Below are 19,249 nucleotides of genomic sequence, written 5' to 3'. Positions count from 1 at the left end.
GGTATTAAAGAACCAACTCACTGGAATACCAAGCAATTATCGCCCAAATAAATAACCAACACAACCAAATTAACTACTATGAAGCTACTCTACTATTTTACGTTTTTAATAGCATTTACAGCAAGCGCGCAAAAGCAAGAAAAGATTACTTTAGATTACTACCTGCCACAAAATGTTACTTACAATAAAAACATCCCCACTCCTAAAAGCTTTTTCAATTTTGAGTTAGGACAAATGCATACTGATCACACGCAGCTATCTTTTTACATGAAGGAGGTCGCTAAACTATCCAACCGAATTGCGATTGAAACTACCGGATTCACTTATGAAAACCGTCCGTTACAATTGCTGACTATTTCAAGTCCAAAAAATTTGGCTCGAATAAACGAAATCAATATGGCACATCTCGCCAATTTAACTGGAGAAAATAGCCAACAAACATTAGACGATATGCCAGTGATTGTGTATTTAGGATATTCGATACACGGTAATGAATCTAGTGGTTCAGGAGCTGCTATTGCGTTGACCTATTATCTTGCTGCCTGTGAGAGCCAAGAGCTAGAAAAGACACTTGAAAATACGGTGATTTTATTAGATCCTTGTTTTAATCCTGACGGAATTCAGCGATTTTCTACTTGGGTAAACAGTAATAAAAGCGCTAACTTAGTTACAGATCCTAACGACCGTGAATTCAATGAAGGCTGGCCTCGTGGAAGGTTCAACCATTACTTATTTGATATGAATAGAGATTGGTTGCCTGTTCAGCTTCCTGAGAGTCAAGCTCGCATTAAGACGTTTAGAAAATGGATGCCCAATGTACTTTGTGACTTTCACGAAATGGGAACCAATGCTACTTACTTTTTTCAACCGGGTGAACCTAGCAGAACCAATCCTTTAACACCTGAATTGAACCAAAAACTAACAATGAAAATTGCAGGTTATCATGCAAAAGCGCTAGATAATATAGGTAGCTCTTATTTTATCGAAGAGAACTATGATGACTTTTATTACGGTAAAGGGTCGTCTTATCCTGATATTAATGGATCGATTGGTATTTTATTTGAACAAGCGAGTTCTAGAGGACATGCTCAAGAAAGTGCAAACGGAATTCTAACATTTCCGTTCACTATTCGTAATCAATTTACAACTAGTTTGTCTACTTTGAAAGCAACCTCTGAAATGCGAACAGAGTTACTTTCTTATCAACGTGATTTTTACACTAAAGCAAGATCAGACAGCAAGAATAGTAAAGTTAAAGGTTATATCGTAGGTGATGAAAATGATGCTACGCGAGTAAACGAACTAGCAAAAATATTAAGCCAACACAAAGTCGAAATGCTAGCTTTGAAAAATGACATTACGGTAAACAATAAAAAATTCAAAAAAGACAATAGCTACATCATTCCCGTACAGCAGCAAAATAGTAAAATGATTAATGCTATTTTTGACCGAGAAACAAAGTTTAAAGACAGCTTGTTTTATGATATATCGGCATGGAGTTTTGACCTGGCTTTTAACGTGAATTTTGAAGGTTTGAATTCTCTGTCAGATGCAGGTTCGAAATATGAACCTACTCTAAAAGCAGGAATCGTTACCTCTAAAAGTGATATTGGTTATTTAATCGAATGGACAGACTATCAATCGCCTAAATTGCTCAACCAAATCTTATCGAAAGGACTTCGTGTAAGAGCAACATCGCAACCATTTACCCACAGCGGGCAAACATTTTCTTATGGTAGTTTGTTTGTACCGGTGCAGAATCAAGAGATGCAATCAGAGGCTATTTACAGTTACCTAAGCACCATTATTCCCGAATATAATTTTAATATAACGGCCGTTGAAACAGGTTTTACAGAAGGTATTAATTTAGGAAATCCAAATTTTGAAACGATTGAGCTTCCTAAGGTAGCGATGCTAGTGGGCAAAGGTGTTGACCCTTCAGATGCAGGTGAAATTTGGCACTTATTCGATCAAAAAGCAGCTATGCCTTTGACAAAAATTGATACGGATCAATTCCAAAATGTAAACTTGAACAGATACAACACTTTGATCCTAGTAAACGGGAATTACAGCGGTCTCTCTAAAGAATCAGTAAGTAAGATAGAACAGTGGGTACAAAATGGCGGCACTTTAATTGCTTATCAAGATGCGCTTAGATGGCTAACCGCTTGGAAAATGATCGATGTAAACTATATTAAACACAAAGAAGAAGCTAAGAATATCAGTTATGAACAAAGAGCTGATTTTAGAGGAGCACAATTAATCTCAGGAGCTATTTTTGAAACAAATTTAGATTTATCTCATCCTATTAATTTTGGTATGCCTAGAAACAAGTTACCTATGTTTAGAAATACATCAATACTAATTGAACCAAATGTAAATAGCTATGCTAATCCTATAAAGTACACTAAAAATCCATTACTCAGTGGTTATATATCTCCAGGCAATCTGGCTATATTAAAAGAAACAGTTCCTTTTCAAGCTTCAAGAAATGGTGACGGTAAAATTTTAATTTTTACTGACAATACTAACTTTCGAGCTTTCTGGTTGGGAACAGAAAAATTATTTTGGAATGCTGTTTTCTTTAGCAAGTTGATGTAAAATATTTTCCATTTCGCTAGCTTACGTAGTCTTTAGGCAATCTTATAAATGAAAGATACAATTGTGTTTTCATTTATAAGATTGCCTTTTTTAATTAAAACCTTTGTTCGAAAATAAATTTATCCCCGATAAAAAACTATTTTTACATTCGAAAAATAGAATTATGCGAATAGATATTGTTACCCTTTTACCTGAATTATTAAAGAGTCCGTTTGAAGCTTCAATTATGAAACGCGCTATCGACAAAGGACTTGTTGAAGTACATTTTCATAATTTGCGAGATTACACACTTAATAAACAAAAAAGTGTCGATGACTATCCTTATGGAGGTGGCGCAGGAATGGTGATGACAGTGCAGCCTATCGATGCTTGCATCACTCATTTAAAAAGTGAACGTGAGTACGATGAAATAATCTACATGTCACCTGACGGAGAAACATTGAATCAAAAAATGGCCAATAGTATGTCGATGTTCACGAACATCATTATATTATGCGGACATTACAAAGGTGTTGATCAGCGTGTTAGAGATCATTTTATCACAAAAGAAATCTCAATAGGTGATTATGTTTTGTCAGGAGGAGAATTAGGCGCCTTGGTACTTTCAGATGCATTAATTCGATTAATCCCGGGAGTTTTAAGTGACGAAACCTCAGCATTAACAGATAGTTTTCAAGATGGATTACTCTCTGGACCAATTTATACGAGACCTGCAGAGTACAAAGGATGGAAAGTTCCCGATGTGTTGCTTAGCGGTCATTCGGCAAAAATTGACAAATGGCGTGAAGATATGGCATACGAACATACAAAAACAAGACGCCCTGATATACTTGAGGAAGAATAAAATTAGTTTCAAGTTGAAAGCACTGAACGTTTGAATTTTAAATAAAATAAACTTTAAACTTTAAACATTTTTATTTACTTTTGCACCCACTTTAGACTAACCTCTGGCGAGATCCGTGAATGTTACTCTATTTTAAAAACCATAATTACAATTATCATGGCAGATTTAATGAAATTCGTTAAAGACGAATTAGTTACTAAAAAAGAATTTCCTGAATTCGGAGCTGGAGACACAATCACAGTTTACTACGAAATTAAAGAGGGTGAAAAAACTAGAACACAGTTTTTTAAAGGAGTTGTTATCCAAAGAAGAGGTTCTGGTAACACAGAAACTTTTACTATTCGTAAAATGTCAGGTGCAATAGGTGTTGAGCGTATCTTCCCTGTAAACTTGCCAGCTTTACAAAAAGTTGAAATCAACAAAAAAGGTTCAGTTCGTAGAGCTAGAATTTTCTACTTTAGAGAACTTACTGGTAAAAAAGCAAAAATCAAAGACAAAAGAAGATAGTTTACTATCCTTTTATGTGAAAAATCCCAACATTGTTGGGATTTTTTTTTGCCTATAAGTGAACTAAATCGATATCATTGTTTGAAATAAGCCCATTCCATCGTTAAAACAATAAATTCAACACTACCAAGTTAACAATCCTATAATTCAATTAATTCTAACTCAAACTGAGTCTAAATATGGTCTGATTTCATTATATTTGCATCGCTTAATTTTAAGCATACGATTCATTCAACATCCTTTTCATGAGGATACGATTATAAAAATATAAAGATGACACAGAAACCTAAGATTATTTACACGTTAACTGACGAAGCTCCTTTGTTAGCAACTTATTCATTATTACCTATTGTTGAAGCATTTACATCGACTGCAGGAATCGAGATTGAGACTGAAGACATTTCATTAGCTGGTAGAATTTTAGCAAACTTCCCAGAATTTTTGACAGAAGACCAAAAAGTTAAAGATGCATTGACTGAACTAGGGAAATTAGCAACTTCACCAGAAGCAAACATTATTAAATTACCTAATATCTCTGCTTCTGTACCACAATTGAAAGAAGCTATTGCTGAATTACAAGCACATGGTTACAAAGTTCCTAATTTCCCAGAAGAGCCTAAAGATGAGGAGCAAAAAGAAATAAAGAAAAAATATTCTAAAGTATTAGGTTCTGCTGTGAATCCAGTATTGCGTGAAGGTAACTCTGATCGTAGAGCGCCTAAAGCAGTAAAAAATTACGCTAAAGTAAACCCACATTCAATGGGAGCTTGGTCTTCTGATTCTAAAACTTCTGTTGCTTCAATGGAATCTGGCGATTTTTACGGAAGTGAAAAGTCAGTTACAATGAACGAAGTTACAGATGTAAAAATTGAATTCGTAGCCGAAGATGGTACTACAACTGTATTAAAAGAAAGCACTGCATTAAAAGTTGGAGAAATTATCGACAGCTCTGTAATGCATTTGCAAGCTTTAAAATCGTTTGTATCGAAAGCTATTGCTGAAGCAAAAGAGAAAAACGTTCTATTGTCTGTTCACTTGAAAGCGACAATGATGAAAGTTTCTGACCCAATAATTTTTGGAGCAATTGTAGAAGTTTACTTCGCTGCTGTATTCGAAAAATATGCTGCTTTATTCGATGAGTTAAGTATTGATACTCGCAATGGTTTAGGAGATGTTTATGCTAAAATTGCTGGAAACGCAAAACAAGCAGAAGTTGAACAAGCTATTAATGATGCTATCGCAAACGGTCCAGCCCTTGCCATGGTAAATTCTGATAAAGGAATTACAAATCTTCACGTGCCTTCTGATGTGATTGTTGATGCGTCTATGCCAGCAATGATTCGTACATCAGGACAAATGTGGAATAAAGATGGAAAAGCACAAGATACATTAGCTATTATTCCAGATCGTTCTTATGCTGGAATCTATACTGCTACTATTGATTTTTGTAAAAAGAATGGTGCTTTTGACCCAACCACAATGGGGAGTGTTCCTAACGTAGGTTTGATGGCTCAAAAAGCAGAAGAATACGGTTCTCATGATAAAACTTTCCAAATGACTGCTAACGGAGTTGTTCGTGTTGTAGACACAAAAGGAAACGTAGTTATGGAACAAAAAGTGGAAGCAAAAGACATTTTTAGAATGTGTCAAGCAAAAGACGCACCTATTCAAGACTGGGTTAAACTAGCTGTAAATAGAGCGCGTTTGTCTAGTACACCAGCAGTATTCTGGCTAGATGATCAAAGAGCTCACGACAGACAATTAATCGAGAAAGTAAACTTATACTTAAAAGATTACGATACTGAAGGTCTTGATATTCGAATCTTAAACCCTATTGAAGCTACTAATTTCACATTAGAAAGAATAAAAAAAGGAGAAGATACAATCTCAGTAACTGGAAATGTATTGCGTGATTACTTAACTGATTTATTCCCTATTTTAGAATTAGGAACTTCAGCAAAAATGTTATCAATCGTTCCTTTAATGAATGGTGGTGGATTGTTTGAAACTGGTGCAGGTGGATCAGCTCCTAAACATGTTGAGCAATTTACAAAAGAAGGCTATTTAAGATGGGATTCACTTGGTGAGTTCTTAGCATTAGGTGCTTCATTAGAGCATTTAGGTCAATCTTTAAACAATTCTAAAGCTATTGTATTATCAGAAACATTAGATGAGGCAAACGATTCTTTCTTAAGAAATGATAAATCACCTTCTAGAAAAATAGGCCAAATTGACAACCGTGGTTCTCACTTTTATTTAGCAATGTACTGGGCAGATGCCCTTGCTGCTCAAGATAAAGATGCTGAACTAAAAGCTATCTTCACTCCTATCGCAGCGGAATTGAAATCTAACGAAGAGAAAATTAACGCTGAGCTAATCGGTTCTCAAGGTAAAGCGCAGGAAATTGGCGGTTATTACCAACCAAATCATGAATTAACGAGTAAAGCAATGCGCCCAAGTGCAACGCTTAACGAAATACTTACTAAGATTGCTTAATAGCTAATTTTAAATAAAATAATTAAAGGCAACTGGAAACAGTTGCCTTTTTTATTAACGTATTATTAAGCTTTGTTTAATCCCAATTTTCTTATCTTTTCGCCCAGTTTACAATCTTAAAAAAAGAATATGTTTTCAAAAAGTGTCAAGACTATAATCATTGTATTATTTATTAGTTTCAGTTCCTTTGCACAATCAAAGTACACCTTGAGTGGTTCTATAACCGACGGCAGAAGTAATGAAACGCTTATAGGAGTCAACTTATACATCTCTGAGTTAAATGCGACGGTAAGTACAAACCAATATGGATTTTATTCTATCACTTTACCTGAAGGAAAATATACCGTAATTGCTAGTTATTTGGGTTTTGAAACCAATACTAAAAACATAGACTTAAATAACAACTTAAGATTGAATTTTGCTTTACTATCCAGTGGTGAAGAATTACAAGAGGTTGTAATAACTGACAATAGCAAGAAAACCAATATTCGATCTACCGAAATGAGTATAAATAAACTCTCTATTTCTTCGATTAAAAAAATGCCCGTGGTGCTAGGTGAAGTTGATGTTATTAAATCACTGCTATTATTGCCTGGTGTTACAAATGCGGGTGAAGGAGCATCTGGATTTAATGTGAGAGGTGGTGGTGCTGATCAAAATTTAATCCTGCTTGATGAAGCCACCATATTTAATTCTTCTCACGTTTTTGGATTCTTTTCTGTATTTAATCCAGACGCCATTAAAGATTTAAAACTATACAAAGGTGGTATTCCAGCAAATTTTGGTGGACGCGCCGCTTCTGTTTTAGATATCTATCAAAAAGACGGTAATAGTAAATCCTTCCATGCAAATGGAGGAATTGGACTTATATCAAGCCGCTTGTTACTCGAAGGTCCTATTGTAAAAGACAAAGGTTCGTTCTTAATTGGTGGTCGTAGTTCATATGCGCACTTGTTTCTAAAGTTGTCTGAGGAAAATAAAGATAATTCGGCTTATTTTTATGATTTAAATGCAAAGCTATCTTACAAACTGAACCCGAATAACAACTTGTATTTTTCAGGTTATTTTGGTAGAGACGTTTTTGCAATAAGCGAAAGTTTCAGTAATACTTATGGAAATACTACTTTAAATTTAAGATGGAATCACTTATTCTCTGATAAATTGTTCTCTAACTTCTCTTTAATTTATAGTGATTACTACTATGGCTTAGATCTTAATTTTATTGGTTTTAAGTGGGATTCTGGTATAAAGAACTACAATATTAAATACGATTTTAAAAACTACATTTCAGATAATTTTAAATTGAGTTATGGCGTAAATGCGATATACTATTCTTTCAATCCTGGGACTATTAAACCTTCAGATGAGGAGTCTGGTATCAATCCAGATCAATTAGATAAAAAATATGCATTCGAACCTGCCCTATACATTTCTGCTGAGCATGATTTATCCGAAAAAATTGCACTTACTTATGGGCTTCGCTACAGCTTATTTTATAGATTGGGACAATCCACTTTAAATCTTTATGAAAATGACAACCCGGTAATCTTTAATTCTGATCAACAAATTTATGAGAAAGCAACTCCTATTGGAACCAAATTCTATGACAAAAATAAAGTTTTAAAAAGCTTTGACAATCTAGAGCCAAGGTTGGCTGTGTCCTATAAATTTAATGATGATGTAGCTATAAAAGCGAGTTACAATCGAATGGTGCAGTATTTACAGTTAATTTCGAATACTTCGTCACCTACTCCATTGGATATTTGGATGCCAAGTGACAATTATATAAAACCTCAAATTGCAGACCAAGTCGCATTAGGGTATTTTAGAAATTTTAGCACTAATAAATATTCGCTTGAAGTAGAAACCTATTATAAAAAGGTGCAAAACCGATTGGATTATATTGATGATGCTGATCTTATTGCAAACGACGCTATCGAGCAAGTTATTTTAAATGGACGCATGCGCTCTTATGGACTTGAAGTAATGCTGAGAAAAAATGAAGGTCGATTAAATGGATGGATTTCGTACACATTATCAAAATCTGAGCAACAAACACCCGGGAGAACAGCCGATGAATTAGGAATAAATAATGGGGAATGGTACCGTTCTATTTATGATAAAACACACAATATTGCCGTGACAGCCTCCTACCAACAAAGTAAAAAGTGGACGTATGGCGCCAACTTTGCTTTACAAACAGGACAACCAGTTACCTATCCTAATGGGCAGTATTCTTATTTAGGCGTAATCATTCCTAATTACGGACTTAGAAATGACAACCGCTTGCCTACGTATCATCACTTAGATGTTTCGGCTACTTTAACACCTACAAAAAATCAAGGTCGCAACTGGAAAGGCGAATGGGTATTTAGTATTTACAATTTGTACAATAGAAAAAATGCTGCTTCAATAAACTTCAGCCAAAATTTAGATACTGGTGCCAATGAAGCTTTAAAAACTTCGATTTTTGGTATTGTTCCAGCAGTTAGTTATAATTTTAAATTTTAATTCATGAAAAAGATAGCCTCATACATAGTCATTTTAATGGCACTAACATTAAGCAGTTGCGAGGAAGTAATTGACGTTGAACTTGAAACAGCCGAAACGAGATTAGTTGTCGAAGCTCCTATTCTATGGCAAAAGAATACTAGCGGTAGAACGCAAAGAATCAAATTATCTACTACTACCTCTTTTTTTAATGAAGTTATCCCATCAGTTTCTGGGGCAAAAGTGACGGTTGCAAATAGCACAAATCGTGTTTTTAATTTTAATGAGGTAGACATTCCTGGTGAGTATTATTGCTCTAATTTTGTCCCTGAGATTAATGAAACCTATACTTTAACAATTGAATTGAACGGTGTTACATACACTGCGACAGAAAAATTGCAATCTGTGGCTCCCATTGATGAAGTAACTCAAGATGATGAGGGAGGAATTACTAGAGACGAAATTCAAATTAAAACGTTTTTTAATGATCCTGCTAACGAACTTAATTTTTACTTGTTCCAGTATGCGTATAAAGATGAATTATATCAAAACCTATCAACCACAGATGATGATTTTTTTCAAGGAAATAGATTCTTTAGCCTATCAAGCAAAGACGATATTGAGGTTGGGGACGAAGTGACGGTAACACATTATGGCATCTCAAAAACCTATTACAACTATCTCTCCATTTTAATTAAAATATCAGGCGGAGACAGTGGTGGTCCCTTTCAATCGCCACCCGCAACTGTAAGAGGAAATATTATCAATACCACAAACAAAGACAATTATGCTTTGGGTTATTTTTCTTTGGGAGAAATCGATAGTAAAACGTATACTGTTCAATAAAGCTATCTAACAATTAGCCATTAATCTCGTTTTTCACTATTCGAAAAGAGTCATACTATTTTTGCTTTATTTATCTTTACCTGCTTAATATATTACCTATGTCTTCACATCACATCGTAAGAGACGATCAAGAACCTGCTTTAATAATCGCTAATGGTGCTTCGTGTAATCCTGAATTATTAGGGCAATTGCTAGAATGGTCGCCACTAGTAATTGTTTTAGATTCGGCAATGGAGCGCGTCATGAAATTAGACATTAAAGTAGATGTTTTATTAGGAGATTTTGATCGAAATTTTGATCCTGAGTATTACCGAGAAAAACAGTATCCTATCGAAATTGTCCATACACCCAATCAAGACAAAACTGATTTAGAAAAAGCTTTTGACTATTTGATCGAAAGAAAAATTCCTGCAGTAAATGTTGTTTGGGCAACCGGAAAACGAACCGATCACACTATCACCAACTTGACCAATATCGTTCGCTATAGAGACTTACTCAAGATTGTAATTTTAGACGATCATTCTAAAGTATTTTTATTGCAACGTCGTTTCGAAAAGTGGTATACGGCTAAAACACCCATATCATTAATTCCGATAGGATTAGTAAGTGGCATTACCTCAACTAATCTATATTATCCCTTAGAAAAAGATGATTTAATGATCGGTTATAAAACCGGAAGCAGCAACCACGTCACAACTGACGGAATTGTCACCATCACACATGATGATGGCGATTTACTTATGATGGAATGCGCTGATTAATCTAATTAAGTGTAGCTCACTATAAATGTGCTACTTTTTATATACCTTGCCCCCGATTTTGATGAGATCGTTATTCTCGTCTTTACTGAAACACATTGAAAATGTCAAAGCAAATTACAGAGAAAACAAATTTACATCCTAGAAATCTACACCGTACACGTTACGATTTCGACATACTAATTGCCAACTGTCCTGAATTAAAACCGTTTGTAGCAATTAACGAACACAAAATTGAAACAATCGATTTTAGCGATCCTGCCGCAGTTAAAACATTGAATAGAGCTTTATTGGCTACATATTATGGTGTGAAAAATTGGGAAATACCTGAAAACTATTTGTGCCCACCTATTCCTGGCCGTGTTGATTACATTCACTATATCGCTGACTTACTTGCTAACAGTAACAATGGAGTGATTCCTACTGGCACTACTGTTGAAGGACTCGATGTAGGCCTAGGTGCAAACTGTATTTATCCTTTGTTAGGAAATGCAGTTTACGGCTGGAGTTTTGTAGGTACTGATATCGATGAAAAAGCAATTGACAGCTGCATGACTATTATCGAAAACAATCCTAGACTTATTGATGTCATCAGTTTGCAACAACAAACATCGGCTCGTTTTATTTTCAAAAATATAATTACCCCTCAAGATAAATTTGCATTTACAATTTGCAATCCACCTTTTCACTCTTCTCAGATTGAAGCAGAAAAAGGATCGTTGCGAAAAGTAAATAATTTACAAGACAAGAAAACTACAAAACCAGTACTAAACTTTGGAGGACAAAATGCAGAATTATGGTGTGAAGGTGGTGAACTAGGTTTTATCACACAAATGATTTATGAAAGTGCAAAGTATCCTATGCAATGTTTGTGGTTTACAACTCTAGTAGCAAAACAATCGCACTTGTCAAGTATTTATAAAACTTTAAACAAAATTAATGTTGCTACAATTAAGACTATTGATATGGCTCAAGGCCAAAAAACAAGTAGAATAGTGGCTTGGACTTTTTTAACAGAAGAGCAGCAGCAGGCTTGGAAATTTGAATAACTATTTAAAACGAAATTTTATAAGGAAAGTGGTTAACCAGTAACAGGTTAGCCACTTTTTTTATAGGTACATTTCATTAAAATACCGTTAGGAAGACGTTTTATTGGTAAGCGTATTGAAAAAACACTTCAAATTGGGAATCTAAGCCCCCGTTCATATCACATTTGCTCCATACAAAATGTTTTTTCGACTCCATATTTTTAGCAATTCAATAACAAATAGACTAAAAAGGTGATAGAATATATCTATTCACTATTTGTTAACATAGAAATAACAAAAAATTAAGATTGTTGTATTTTTGAAATGAAACCAAAAAGAAAACTCATGAAAAAAATTCTACTCTTAATGGCTTTAATTTTCAGCGGTATTATTACCGCACAGGAAGTTAAAGTATCTGGTGTCGTACGTGACGACACAGACGGTCCCTTACCAGGAACGTCAGTATTAGTGCAAGGAACTACTAAAGGAACTTCTACAGATGTGGATGGTAAATACACCATATTGGCAAAAATGGGAGACTTACTGCAATTCTCCTATGTAGGGCTTGAGACTAAGACAATCAAGGTTACCTCAACAACTATCAATGTATCATTAGCAGGTAGTGGAGAAACGTTACAAGACGTTGTCGTTCTTGGCTCGCGTAGCGCTGCTAGAACAGTAACAGAATCTGCGGTGCCTATTGATGTTATTAGCATGAAAGATATTGCTTCTCAAGGTCCACAAGCTAACTTGAACCAAATCTTGAATATGGTAGCGCCATCTTTCACATCAAATACAACAACTGTAGCTGATGGAACAGACCATATAGACCCAGCACAATTAAGGGGTTTAGGACCAGATCAAGTATTAGTTTTAGTTAACGGAAAAAGAAGACACACTTCTTCACTTGTGAATATTAATGGTTCGCCAGGTAGAGGATCAGTAGGAACGGATCTGAATGCTATTCCTGCCTTTGCAATAGAAAAAATTGAGGTATTGCGAGATGGTGCATCTGCACAATATGGATCTGATGCGATTGCTGGCGTCATTAACGTAAACGTAAAAAAAGCGACAAATAAACTTGACATCAATATTTTAGGCGGGACCCAACTTTCTGAGGGATCTAATGATCATAGAGGAGGAAATGATGGAAACAATGCCCAACTAGATGTGAACTACGGTACAGGTCTTGGTAAAGACAAAAGCTTTATCAACGTTACAGGAAGTTTTCAATTAAGAGGTCAGACAAGTAGAGCAAAAGACGCTACAGGAAACTTATTTAGCGCATTTAATGCTATCGAGCAAAGAGCGATTGAAAATGGAACTAATATAAATGCCCTATGGGGAAACATTAACAACACTCCTAATTCAGTTCAAATATTATCTACTATTAAAACATCGGCTTTAGGGGTAGATTATTTCACTGCAGGACAACAAGCTTCAATTCTTGGTGCAGCAACAATAGCTGACATGCAAACAGCGTTGAACTTTGATGCTACAGCAGGAGAATTAAAATATAGAAACTTAGAAAGAAATAATTTCAACATGAATGTTGGACAATCGTCTTTGCAAAGTGCTCAATTTTTTGTTAACGCTGCTTACCCGATTAATGACAATTTAGAATTGTATGCTTTTGGAGGAACTAGTCATAGAACTGGTGAAGCAGCAGGATTTTACAGAAAACCAAACCAGTCAAGAACCTACACGTTCTTATATCCAAATGGTTTCTTACCTGAGATTCATTCGACAATCAACGACATTTCTGCTGCTGCAGGAATTAGAGGTATAATTTTTAAAGATTGGAAATTTGACTTAAGTAATGCTTTTGGTAGAAATGGTTTTGACTATAATATCGAAAACACATTAAACTCTTCATTAAGAGAAAACTCTCCAACTAAATTTGATGCAGGTGGGTTGGCATTCTCTCAAAACACAACAAATTTTGATATTTCGAAAAAAATTAATCAATTTAATGTTGCCTTTGGAGCTGAAGTTAGACATGAAAACTTTCAAATTAAAGAAGGTGAACCAGATTCTTACAACCAATACGACATTAATGGTAACATCGTTAGAGCTACAACTGCAGACAATTTAAAAGCAACTGATTTTTACGGTAGTGTTAGAGCTGGAGGAGCACAAGTTTTCCCAGGTTTCAAACCTGCAAATGCAATTGACAAAGGTCGTACAAGTGGTGCTGTTTATGCAGATCTTGAATATGACGTAACAGAAAAATGGTTGTTAAACGGGGCACTGCGTTATGAAAACTATTCTGATTTTGGAGGTACAACAAACTATAAAATTGCTACTCGTTACAAACTTACAGACAATGTGAATTTACGTGGTGCCGTTTCTACAGGATTTAGAGCGCCATCGTTGCACCAAATTTATTACAACTCTACTGCGACACAATTCGTAGGGGGTGTTCCATTTGAAGTAGGAACATTCAGTAATGATTCTCCTGCTGCAAAATTATTAGGAATACCACAATTGAAACAAGAAGATTCGCAAAGTGCTAGTTTTGGTTTTACTGCTAAAATTCCAGAAGCAAAACTGACTATTACTGCAGATGCTTATATCGTGAAAATCAAAAATAGAGTGGTTCTTACTGACCAATTCTCAAGACCTAAATTAGAACAAGCTGATGGTGGTGTTGCTCCAAATTATTTTTATCCTACTGGAACTACACAAAGAGATTTGCAAAATCTTTTTGATGAAGCAAATGCAACTGCTGCAACATTTTTTGCAAATGCAATTGACACACAATCAAAAGGTGTTGATGTTGTAATAAGCCATAAAGCAAATATTGGAAATGGTTTAACATTGAAAACTGATTTATCAGGAACGATTTCTAAAACAAATAAAGTTGGAGACATCAAAGGTTCTCAAATTTTAGAGGATAACGGACAAACAAACAGATACTTCTCTGAAACAAGTAGAATATATCTTGAAGAAGCCGTACCAAGAGCAAAAGCGAACCTAACAAATACATTAGCGGTAAAGAAATTTGATTTCTTCTTGAGAAACGTATATTTCGGTCAAGTGACTGATCCAAATATCGTAGATGCAAATGGAGATGGAAGAATCAACGCTATTGTAGTCAATAACCAAGTGGTTGAAAATGAACACCCAACTTGGGATGCTAGAATTGTAACTGATTTATCAGTAGGATACAAAATCTCGAGCACGACTAAAATCGTAATAGGTGCTAATAACATCTTTGACATTTACCCTACTAGAAATTTAGGACCACAAACAATCGCTGAAAGAGCATCTGGAATTGATGCTATTGGAAACATAGTCTACTCTCCTACTACAGGATCAAATAATTCAATTGATTTGTCAAACGGAAATCAATTTACGTATTCAAGAAACACATCACAATTTGGACAAAACGGAAGATTTGTTTTTGCTAGATTGAGTTTGAGTCTTTAATAAACTTTTTTAATTTACTAAACCACCATGCAATCATGGTGGTTTTTTTTTAGATTTTAGTTAAGATAAGATTGATTTTAAACTTCGTAACTTTGCATTATATTAATGTGTCCCAATCAAATTATGAATTTTCAAGTAGTATCAGATTATCAACCAAAAGGAGATCAACCATTAGCAATTGACAAATTAAGTCAAGGAATAGTTGATGGCGAAAAATTTCAAACTTTACTAGGAGTTACAGGATCTGGTAAGACTTTTACTGTTGCAAATGTTATTCAAGAGGTGCAACGACCTACGCTGGTACTTGCTCATAATAAAACATTGGCGGCGCAACTATATTCAGAGTTCAAACAGTTTTTCCCTAACAATGCTGTTGAATATTTTGTTTCCTACTACGATTATTATCAACCTGAAGCGTTCATGCCCGTAACGGGAGTCTTTATCGAAAAGGATTTGTCTATAAATGAAGAGTTAGAAAAGATGCGTTTAAGCACTACTTCTTCCCTTCTATCAGGTCGTCGTGATATTCTTGTCGTAGCTTCTGTATCTTGTTTATATGGTATTGGGAATCCAGTCGAATTCCAAAAAAATGTAATCGAAATTGAAAAAGACCAAGTAATTTCTAGAACTAAATTACTGCATCAATTGGTGCAAAGTTTGTATTCAAGAACTGAAGCTGATTTCAACCCTGGAAATTTTAGAATTAAAGGAGATATTGTAGAGGTCTATCCTAGTTATGCAGATGATGCTTTTCGAATTCACTTCTTTGGTGACGAAATTGAAGAGATAGAATCGTTTGATGTCAAAGATGCTTCTGTTATTGAAAAATTTGAAAAACTGACCATTTATCCAGCAAATATGTTTGTAACGTCTCCAGATGTTCTACAAGGTGCTATTTGGGATATACAGCAGGATTTAGTGAAACAAGTCGATTATTTTAAAGAAATTGGAAAACATCTTGAAGCAAAAAGATTAGAAGAGCGTACTAATTTTGATTTAGAAATGATCCGCGAATTAGGGTATTGTTCTGGTATCGAAAATTACTCTCGTTATCTTGATGGCCGTTTGCCTGGCACAAGACCTTTTTGCTTGTTAGATTACTTCCCTAAAGACTTTTTAATGGTTGTAGATGAGAGCCACGTTACACTATCGCAAGTACATGCTATGTATGGTGGTGACCGTAGCCGAAAAGAAAATCTAGTAGAATACGGTTTTAGATTACCTGCTGCCATGGACAACCGTCCTTTGAAATTTGATGAATTTGAAGCGATGCAAAATCAAGTAATCTATGTATCGGCTACTCCTGCTGATTATGAATTACAAAAAACTGAAGGTGTTGTAGTAGAACAAGTGATTCGTCCTACAGGATTATTAGATCCTATAATCGAAATTCGTCCTAGCTTAAATCAAATTGATGATCTTATTGAAGAAATACAAGTAAGATGCGAACTTGACGAGCGTGTTCTTGTTACTACTTTGACAAAAAGAATGGCAGAAGAATTAGCAAAATATTTAACTAAAGTGAATATTCGTTGTCGCTATATTCACTCTGACATAGACACCTTAGAGCGTATCGAAATTATGCAAGACTTGCGTAAAGGATTGTTTGATGTACTTATTGGTGTCAACTTACTTCGTGAAGGTCTTGATTTACCAGAAGTTTCTCTTGTGGCAATTCTAGACGCTGACAAAGAAGGCTTCTTGAGAAGTCACCGTTCTTTAACGCAAACAATTGGTCGTGCTGCAAGAAACTTAAATGGTAAAGCGATCATGTATGCTGATAAAATAACGGCAAGTATGCAAAAAACCATTGATGAAACTGAATATAGAAGAACGAAACAGATCAATTACAATACCCAAAACAACATCACGCCACAAGCATTAAATAAAAAGATTGAAAGTGCTTTTGTCAAAAGCCCGCTAATTGAGCAGGAATTAGGACATAGCCTATCTGCGGCTGCCGAACCAGAGAATTTATATTTATCTAAACCTGAAATTGATAAATTAATCAGAGAAAAACGTAAGTCTATGGAAAAAGCAGCAAAAGATCTGGACTTCATGCAGGCAGCTAAATTACGAGACGAAATTAAAAATTTACAAAAGCAGACTGACTAGTCGTGAAACTCTTTATATATTTTCAATAATGCTTCCGGAGAAATAACCGTGTTAGGCATTTTTTCCATTTTGCGCAACACCTTTTTTGTCGCATCTGGGTTGATTCCCATACTAATCGAAATTTGGTGAATAGTATTCGATTCGTTCGTATTTAAAACTTTCCCTTGGTGCATTAAAAAAGCTAAGCGGTAGAATTGCTGCATACGTCTAAATCCCGTCTTTGCACTTATTACTGGCAAATCTAAAAGAAATAAATTATTAAAATCTCCTTTTTCTAAATCTAAAGCGTTAGCGATAACAAATAGAAAATCATAATCTTTTTTTGGCAATACACCATCTTCAGTAGAAAATGCGATCATATCTAAGATCAGATTCTTTTTTTCTTCGTAAGTTTCCATTATATTTTTTTTTAGCTAAAATATCCTTTTTAATACTAAATCCCAAGAACAAATCATGATTAAACAATTTTGGCTGTTTTTTATAGTTTTTTTGATCAGTGGTAGTAATCAAGCGCAAAATATCACAGATCCAAATCAATTGGATGTTTTCACTGTTGAGTCACCACAATTGCACGCAACAAAGAAAATTTGGGTTTACGTTCCTTACAATTATAAAACCACTCAAAAAAAGTATACAGTTGGTGGCAATATTTTCGCAAATCGTAGAAAAAAGACATAATCAAAAATGACAGAACTAAAATTATACAAATCTAACTCGAAAGGATTAAAAATTCTTGCCTTAAGCTTACCTTTTGTATTAATAGGAATTTGGATGATTTCTGAAAAGCAAAATGGAACTTTTGATTATTATATGGGTTGGTTTATGACTTCATTTTTTGGTTTTGGTATTCCAATTAGCATTTTTACTTTATTAGACAAAAGACCTCAAATTATAATAAATGAAAACGGAATTTGGGACAGAACGACAAAACAGAATGAAATAAAATGGGAGCAAATTAAAGAGAGTTATTTACTTGAAATTTATAATCAAAAATTTATATCAATAGTTGTCGACGAAACATTTGTGTTAAAAAAAATACTTTTAGTTGGCTAAACAAACTAAATAAATATGTTGGTGCTCAAGAATTGAACATAAATTTGAGTCAAATAAAAATTGACGAAAATAAACTGACAGATTTTATCAACAATATTAGAATGTCAGAAAAAAATCTTCGAAATAATCAAATCCAAAACTTCAATTCTAATTTAACATTAAATACAGTTTCAAATGGTCAAAAATATATTGCTTATTTGCTAATTTTAATTTGTATGCTTATTGCTTCTTTGAGTAATTTTTATATGTTTTGGGTAATTATGATTATGATGGCAATTGGAGGTTTAATAGCAAGATGGTATAGAGGAACAAATAATAATTCCCACTTTAGAAAATACTCTGAATTAATTGCCTATTTAGGTTTTGCAAATATGGTTTTAATTGGTCTTGCTTTTAAAACTTATGATTACACAACAAATAAAATTGGAATTAAATTGACAAATAAAATAGAAACTTATAAAACTGAATATGGAAATTATCCAAATGAAATAAAAACGTTAAGCGAAAAACTCGACTTAAACTTAATTGAAAAATATATTGCTGACAAAATAGTCTATCAAAAAACAGAAAATGAATATATTTTAGAACTTAAATTCTTAAATCACAACTTGAAAGAATTTGACAATGAACTAAAAGAATGGAATTAATACTGCCACCAACAACCATTCCTATGTAAAGCATCGTTTAGTTATTAACAACTTTTGAGAGGGTTATATGTAAGGTGTTTTTCGAGTATTGAATTCTATCCCAATGGCTTATTGAAAAAGTTGGAAACAACTTTTTGTCCGCCGAAGGCTTAGGACTGAAAAAGTTATTCTAACTTTTTCAATGATGCCAAGAATTAATTCCTCTTTTGTTTCATATTGTTTCCTTTTATAATCTTAAAGCTCACACTCCTATATGTGGTCTGCTTTTGGCAGCCACCAGCATCAGTATGATTGTAAGACCCAAGAGCTTCGATCGAACTAGCGAAGCAATAAATAAAATAGCTACCGACTTTGAGATGTGGCTTCATTTAATTGAACCACCATGGCTGTTTTGTAGTCTATTTTTCTTGTATGATTGAGCTTGTTAAGAAG

Annotated in this window: 14 protein-coding genes; 13 read left to right on the top strand and 1 reads right to left on the bottom strand. The window is 34.4% G+C overall.

Annotation, left to right across the window (positions count from 1 at the left end; all coding sequences use genetic code 11):
* The first annotated feature begins 78 nt into the window (after positions 1 to 78).
* From H603_RS0108135 to uvrB, 10 genes are all read left to right on the top strand, one after another.
* Positions 79 to 2,601 (top strand): M14 family metallopeptidase, encoded by a 2,523-nt coding sequence (locus tag H603_RS0108135; protein ID WP_026708119.1) that lies wholly within the window; start codon positions 79 to 81, stop codon positions 2,599 to 2,601.
* 163 nt (positions 2,602 to 2,764) lie between these two features.
* A complete protein-coding gene (gene trmD, locus H603_RS0108130) occupies positions 2,765 to 3,445 on the top strand; it encodes a tRNA (guanosine(37)-N1)-methyltransferase TrmD (protein ID WP_026708118.1) in 681 nt (226 codons plus the stop codon).
* Between the two features lie 156 nt (positions 3,446 to 3,601).
* Positions 3,602 to 3,952 (top strand): 50S ribosomal protein L19, encoded by a 351-nt coding sequence (rplS, locus tag H603_RS0108125; protein ID WP_026708117.1) that lies wholly within the window; start codon positions 3,602 to 3,604, stop codon positions 3,950 to 3,952.
* Between the two features lie 273 nt (positions 3,953 to 4,225).
* Positions 4,226 to 6,448, top strand: a complete 2,223-nt coding sequence (locus H603_RS0108120) for an NADP-dependent isocitrate dehydrogenase (protein WP_026708116.1) — start codon at positions 4,226 to 4,228, stop codon at positions 6,446 to 6,448.
* A gap of 129 nt (positions 6,449 to 6,577) precedes the next feature.
* Entirely contained in the window at positions 6,578 to 8,959 is a 2,382-nt protein-coding gene (locus tag H603_RS0108115) for a TonB-dependent receptor (protein ID WP_026708115.1), read from the top strand.
* A gap of 3 nt (positions 8,960 to 8,962) precedes the next feature.
* Positions 8,963 to 9,784, top strand: coding sequence for a DUF4249 domain-containing protein (locus H603_RS0108110; RefSeq protein ID WP_026708114.1), 822 nt, complete (start codon positions 8,963 to 8,965; stop codon positions 9,782 to 9,784).
* A gap of 98 nt (positions 9,785 to 9,882) precedes the next feature.
* Positions 9,883 to 10,545 (top strand): thiamine diphosphokinase, encoded by a 663-nt coding sequence (locus H603_RS0108105; RefSeq protein WP_026708113.1) that lies wholly within the window; start codon positions 9,883 to 9,885, stop codon positions 10,543 to 10,545.
* Between the two features lie 101 nt (positions 10,546 to 10,646).
* Positions 10,647 to 11,591, top strand: a complete 945-nt coding sequence (gene rlmF / locus H603_RS0108100) for a 23S rRNA (adenine(1618)-N(6))-methyltransferase RlmF (protein ID WP_035675711.1) — start codon at positions 10,647 to 10,649, stop codon at positions 11,589 to 11,591.
* A gap of 324 nt (positions 11,592 to 11,915) precedes the next feature.
* Positions 11,916 to 15,002 carry a TonB-dependent receptor gene (locus H603_RS0108095; RefSeq protein ID WP_026708111.1) on the top strand — a complete coding sequence of 1,029 codons (3,087 nt, stop codon included), beginning with the start codon at positions 11,916 to 11,918 and terminating at the stop codon, positions 15,000 to 15,002.
* A gap of 123 nt (positions 15,003 to 15,125) precedes the next feature.
* Positions 15,126 to 17,117 (top strand): excinuclease ABC subunit UvrB, encoded by a 1,992-nt coding sequence (gene uvrB / locus H603_RS0108090; RefSeq protein ID WP_026708110.1) that lies wholly within the window; start codon positions 15,126 to 15,128, stop codon positions 17,115 to 17,117.
* Here uvrB and H603_RS0108085 read toward each other — a convergent pair.
* The gene (locus tag H603_RS0108085; RefSeq protein WP_026708109.1) at positions 17,114 to 17,515 is read right to left on the bottom strand and encodes a hypothetical protein; all 402 of its coding nucleotides are present in this window, start codon (positions 17,513 to 17,515) and stop codon (positions 17,114 to 17,116) included. The two genes, uvrB and H603_RS0108085, sit on opposite strands and share 4 nt — an antisense overlap.
* A gap of 55 nt (positions 17,516 to 17,570) precedes the next feature.
* Here H603_RS0108085 and H603_RS0108080 point away from each other — a divergent pair, with 55 nt between their 5' ends.
* The 3 genes from H603_RS0108080 (at position 17,571) to H603_RS0108070 (ending at position 18,817) form a co-directional block, all read left to right on the top strand.
* Entirely contained in the window at positions 17,571 to 17,795 is a 225-nt protein-coding gene (locus H603_RS0108080; protein ID WP_026708108.1) for a hypothetical protein, read from the top strand.
* Between the two features lie 6 nt (positions 17,796 to 17,801).
* Positions 17,802 to 18,170: an STM3941 family protein gene (locus H603_RS0108075; RefSeq protein ID WP_026708107.1), complete on the top strand. Its 369-nt coding sequence runs from the start codon at positions 17,802 to 17,804 to the stop codon at positions 18,168 to 18,170.
* 101 nt (positions 18,171 to 18,271) lie between these two features.
* Positions 18,272 to 18,817 (top strand): hypothetical protein, encoded by a 546-nt coding sequence (locus H603_RS0108070; RefSeq protein ID WP_035675708.1) that lies wholly within the window; start codon positions 18,272 to 18,274, stop codon positions 18,815 to 18,817.
* The last annotated feature ends 432 nt before the right edge of the window (positions 18,818 to 19,249 follow it).

Source organism: Flavobacterium frigidarium DSM 17623 (assembly GCF_000425505.1).
Lineage (GTDB): Bacteria > Bacteroidota > Bacteroidia > Flavobacteriales > Flavobacteriaceae > Flavobacterium > Flavobacterium frigidarium.
This window is presented reverse-complemented; position numbering and strand designations above follow the sequence as displayed.

Coding starts and splice junctions, on each gene's coding strand:
- H603_RS0108075 (WP_026708107.1), top strand. CDS start 17,802: ATGACAGAACTAAAATTATACAAATCTAACTCGAAAGGATTAAAAATT.
- H603_RS0108070 (WP_035675708.1), top strand. CDS start 18,272: ATGTCAGAAAAAAATCTTCGAAATAATCAAATCCAAAACTTCAATTCT.
- H603_RS0108095 (WP_026708111.1), top strand. CDS start 11,916: ATGAAAAAAATTCTACTCTTAATGGCTTTAATTTTCAGCGGTATTATT.
- uvrB (WP_026708110.1), top strand. CDS start 15,126: ATGAATTTTCAAGTAGTATCAGATTATCAACCAAAAGGAGATCAACCA.
- H603_RS0108080 (WP_026708108.1), top strand. CDS start 17,571: ATGATTAAACAATTTTGGCTGTTTTTTATAGTTTTTTTGATCAGTGGT.
- H603_RS0108085 (WP_026708109.1), bottom strand. CDS start 17,515: ATGGAAACTTACGAAGAAAAAAAGAATCTGATCTTAGATATGATCGCA.
- H603_RS0108120 (WP_026708116.1), top strand. CDS start 4,226: ATGACACAGAAACCTAAGATTATTTACACGTTAACTGACGAAGCTCCT.
- H603_RS0108110 (WP_026708114.1), top strand. CDS start 8,963: ATGAAAAAGATAGCCTCATACATAGTCATTTTAATGGCACTAACATTA.
- H603_RS0108105 (WP_026708113.1), top strand. CDS start 9,883: ATGTCTTCACATCACATCGTAAGAGACGATCAAGAACCTGCTTTAATA.
- rplS (WP_026708117.1), top strand. CDS start 3,602: ATGGCAGATTTAATGAAATTCGTTAAAGACGAATTAGTTACTAAAAAA.
- rlmF (WP_035675711.1), top strand. CDS start 10,647: ATGTCAAAGCAAATTACAGAGAAAACAAATTTACATCCTAGAAATCTA.
- trmD (WP_026708118.1), top strand. CDS start 2,765: ATGCGAATAGATATTGTTACCCTTTTACCTGAATTATTAAAGAGTCCG.
- H603_RS0108115 (WP_026708115.1), top strand. CDS start 6,578: ATGTTTTCAAAAAGTGTCAAGACTATAATCATTGTATTATTTATTAGT.
- H603_RS0108135 (WP_026708119.1), top strand. CDS start 79: ATGAAGCTACTCTACTATTTTACGTTTTTAATAGCATTTACAGCAAGC.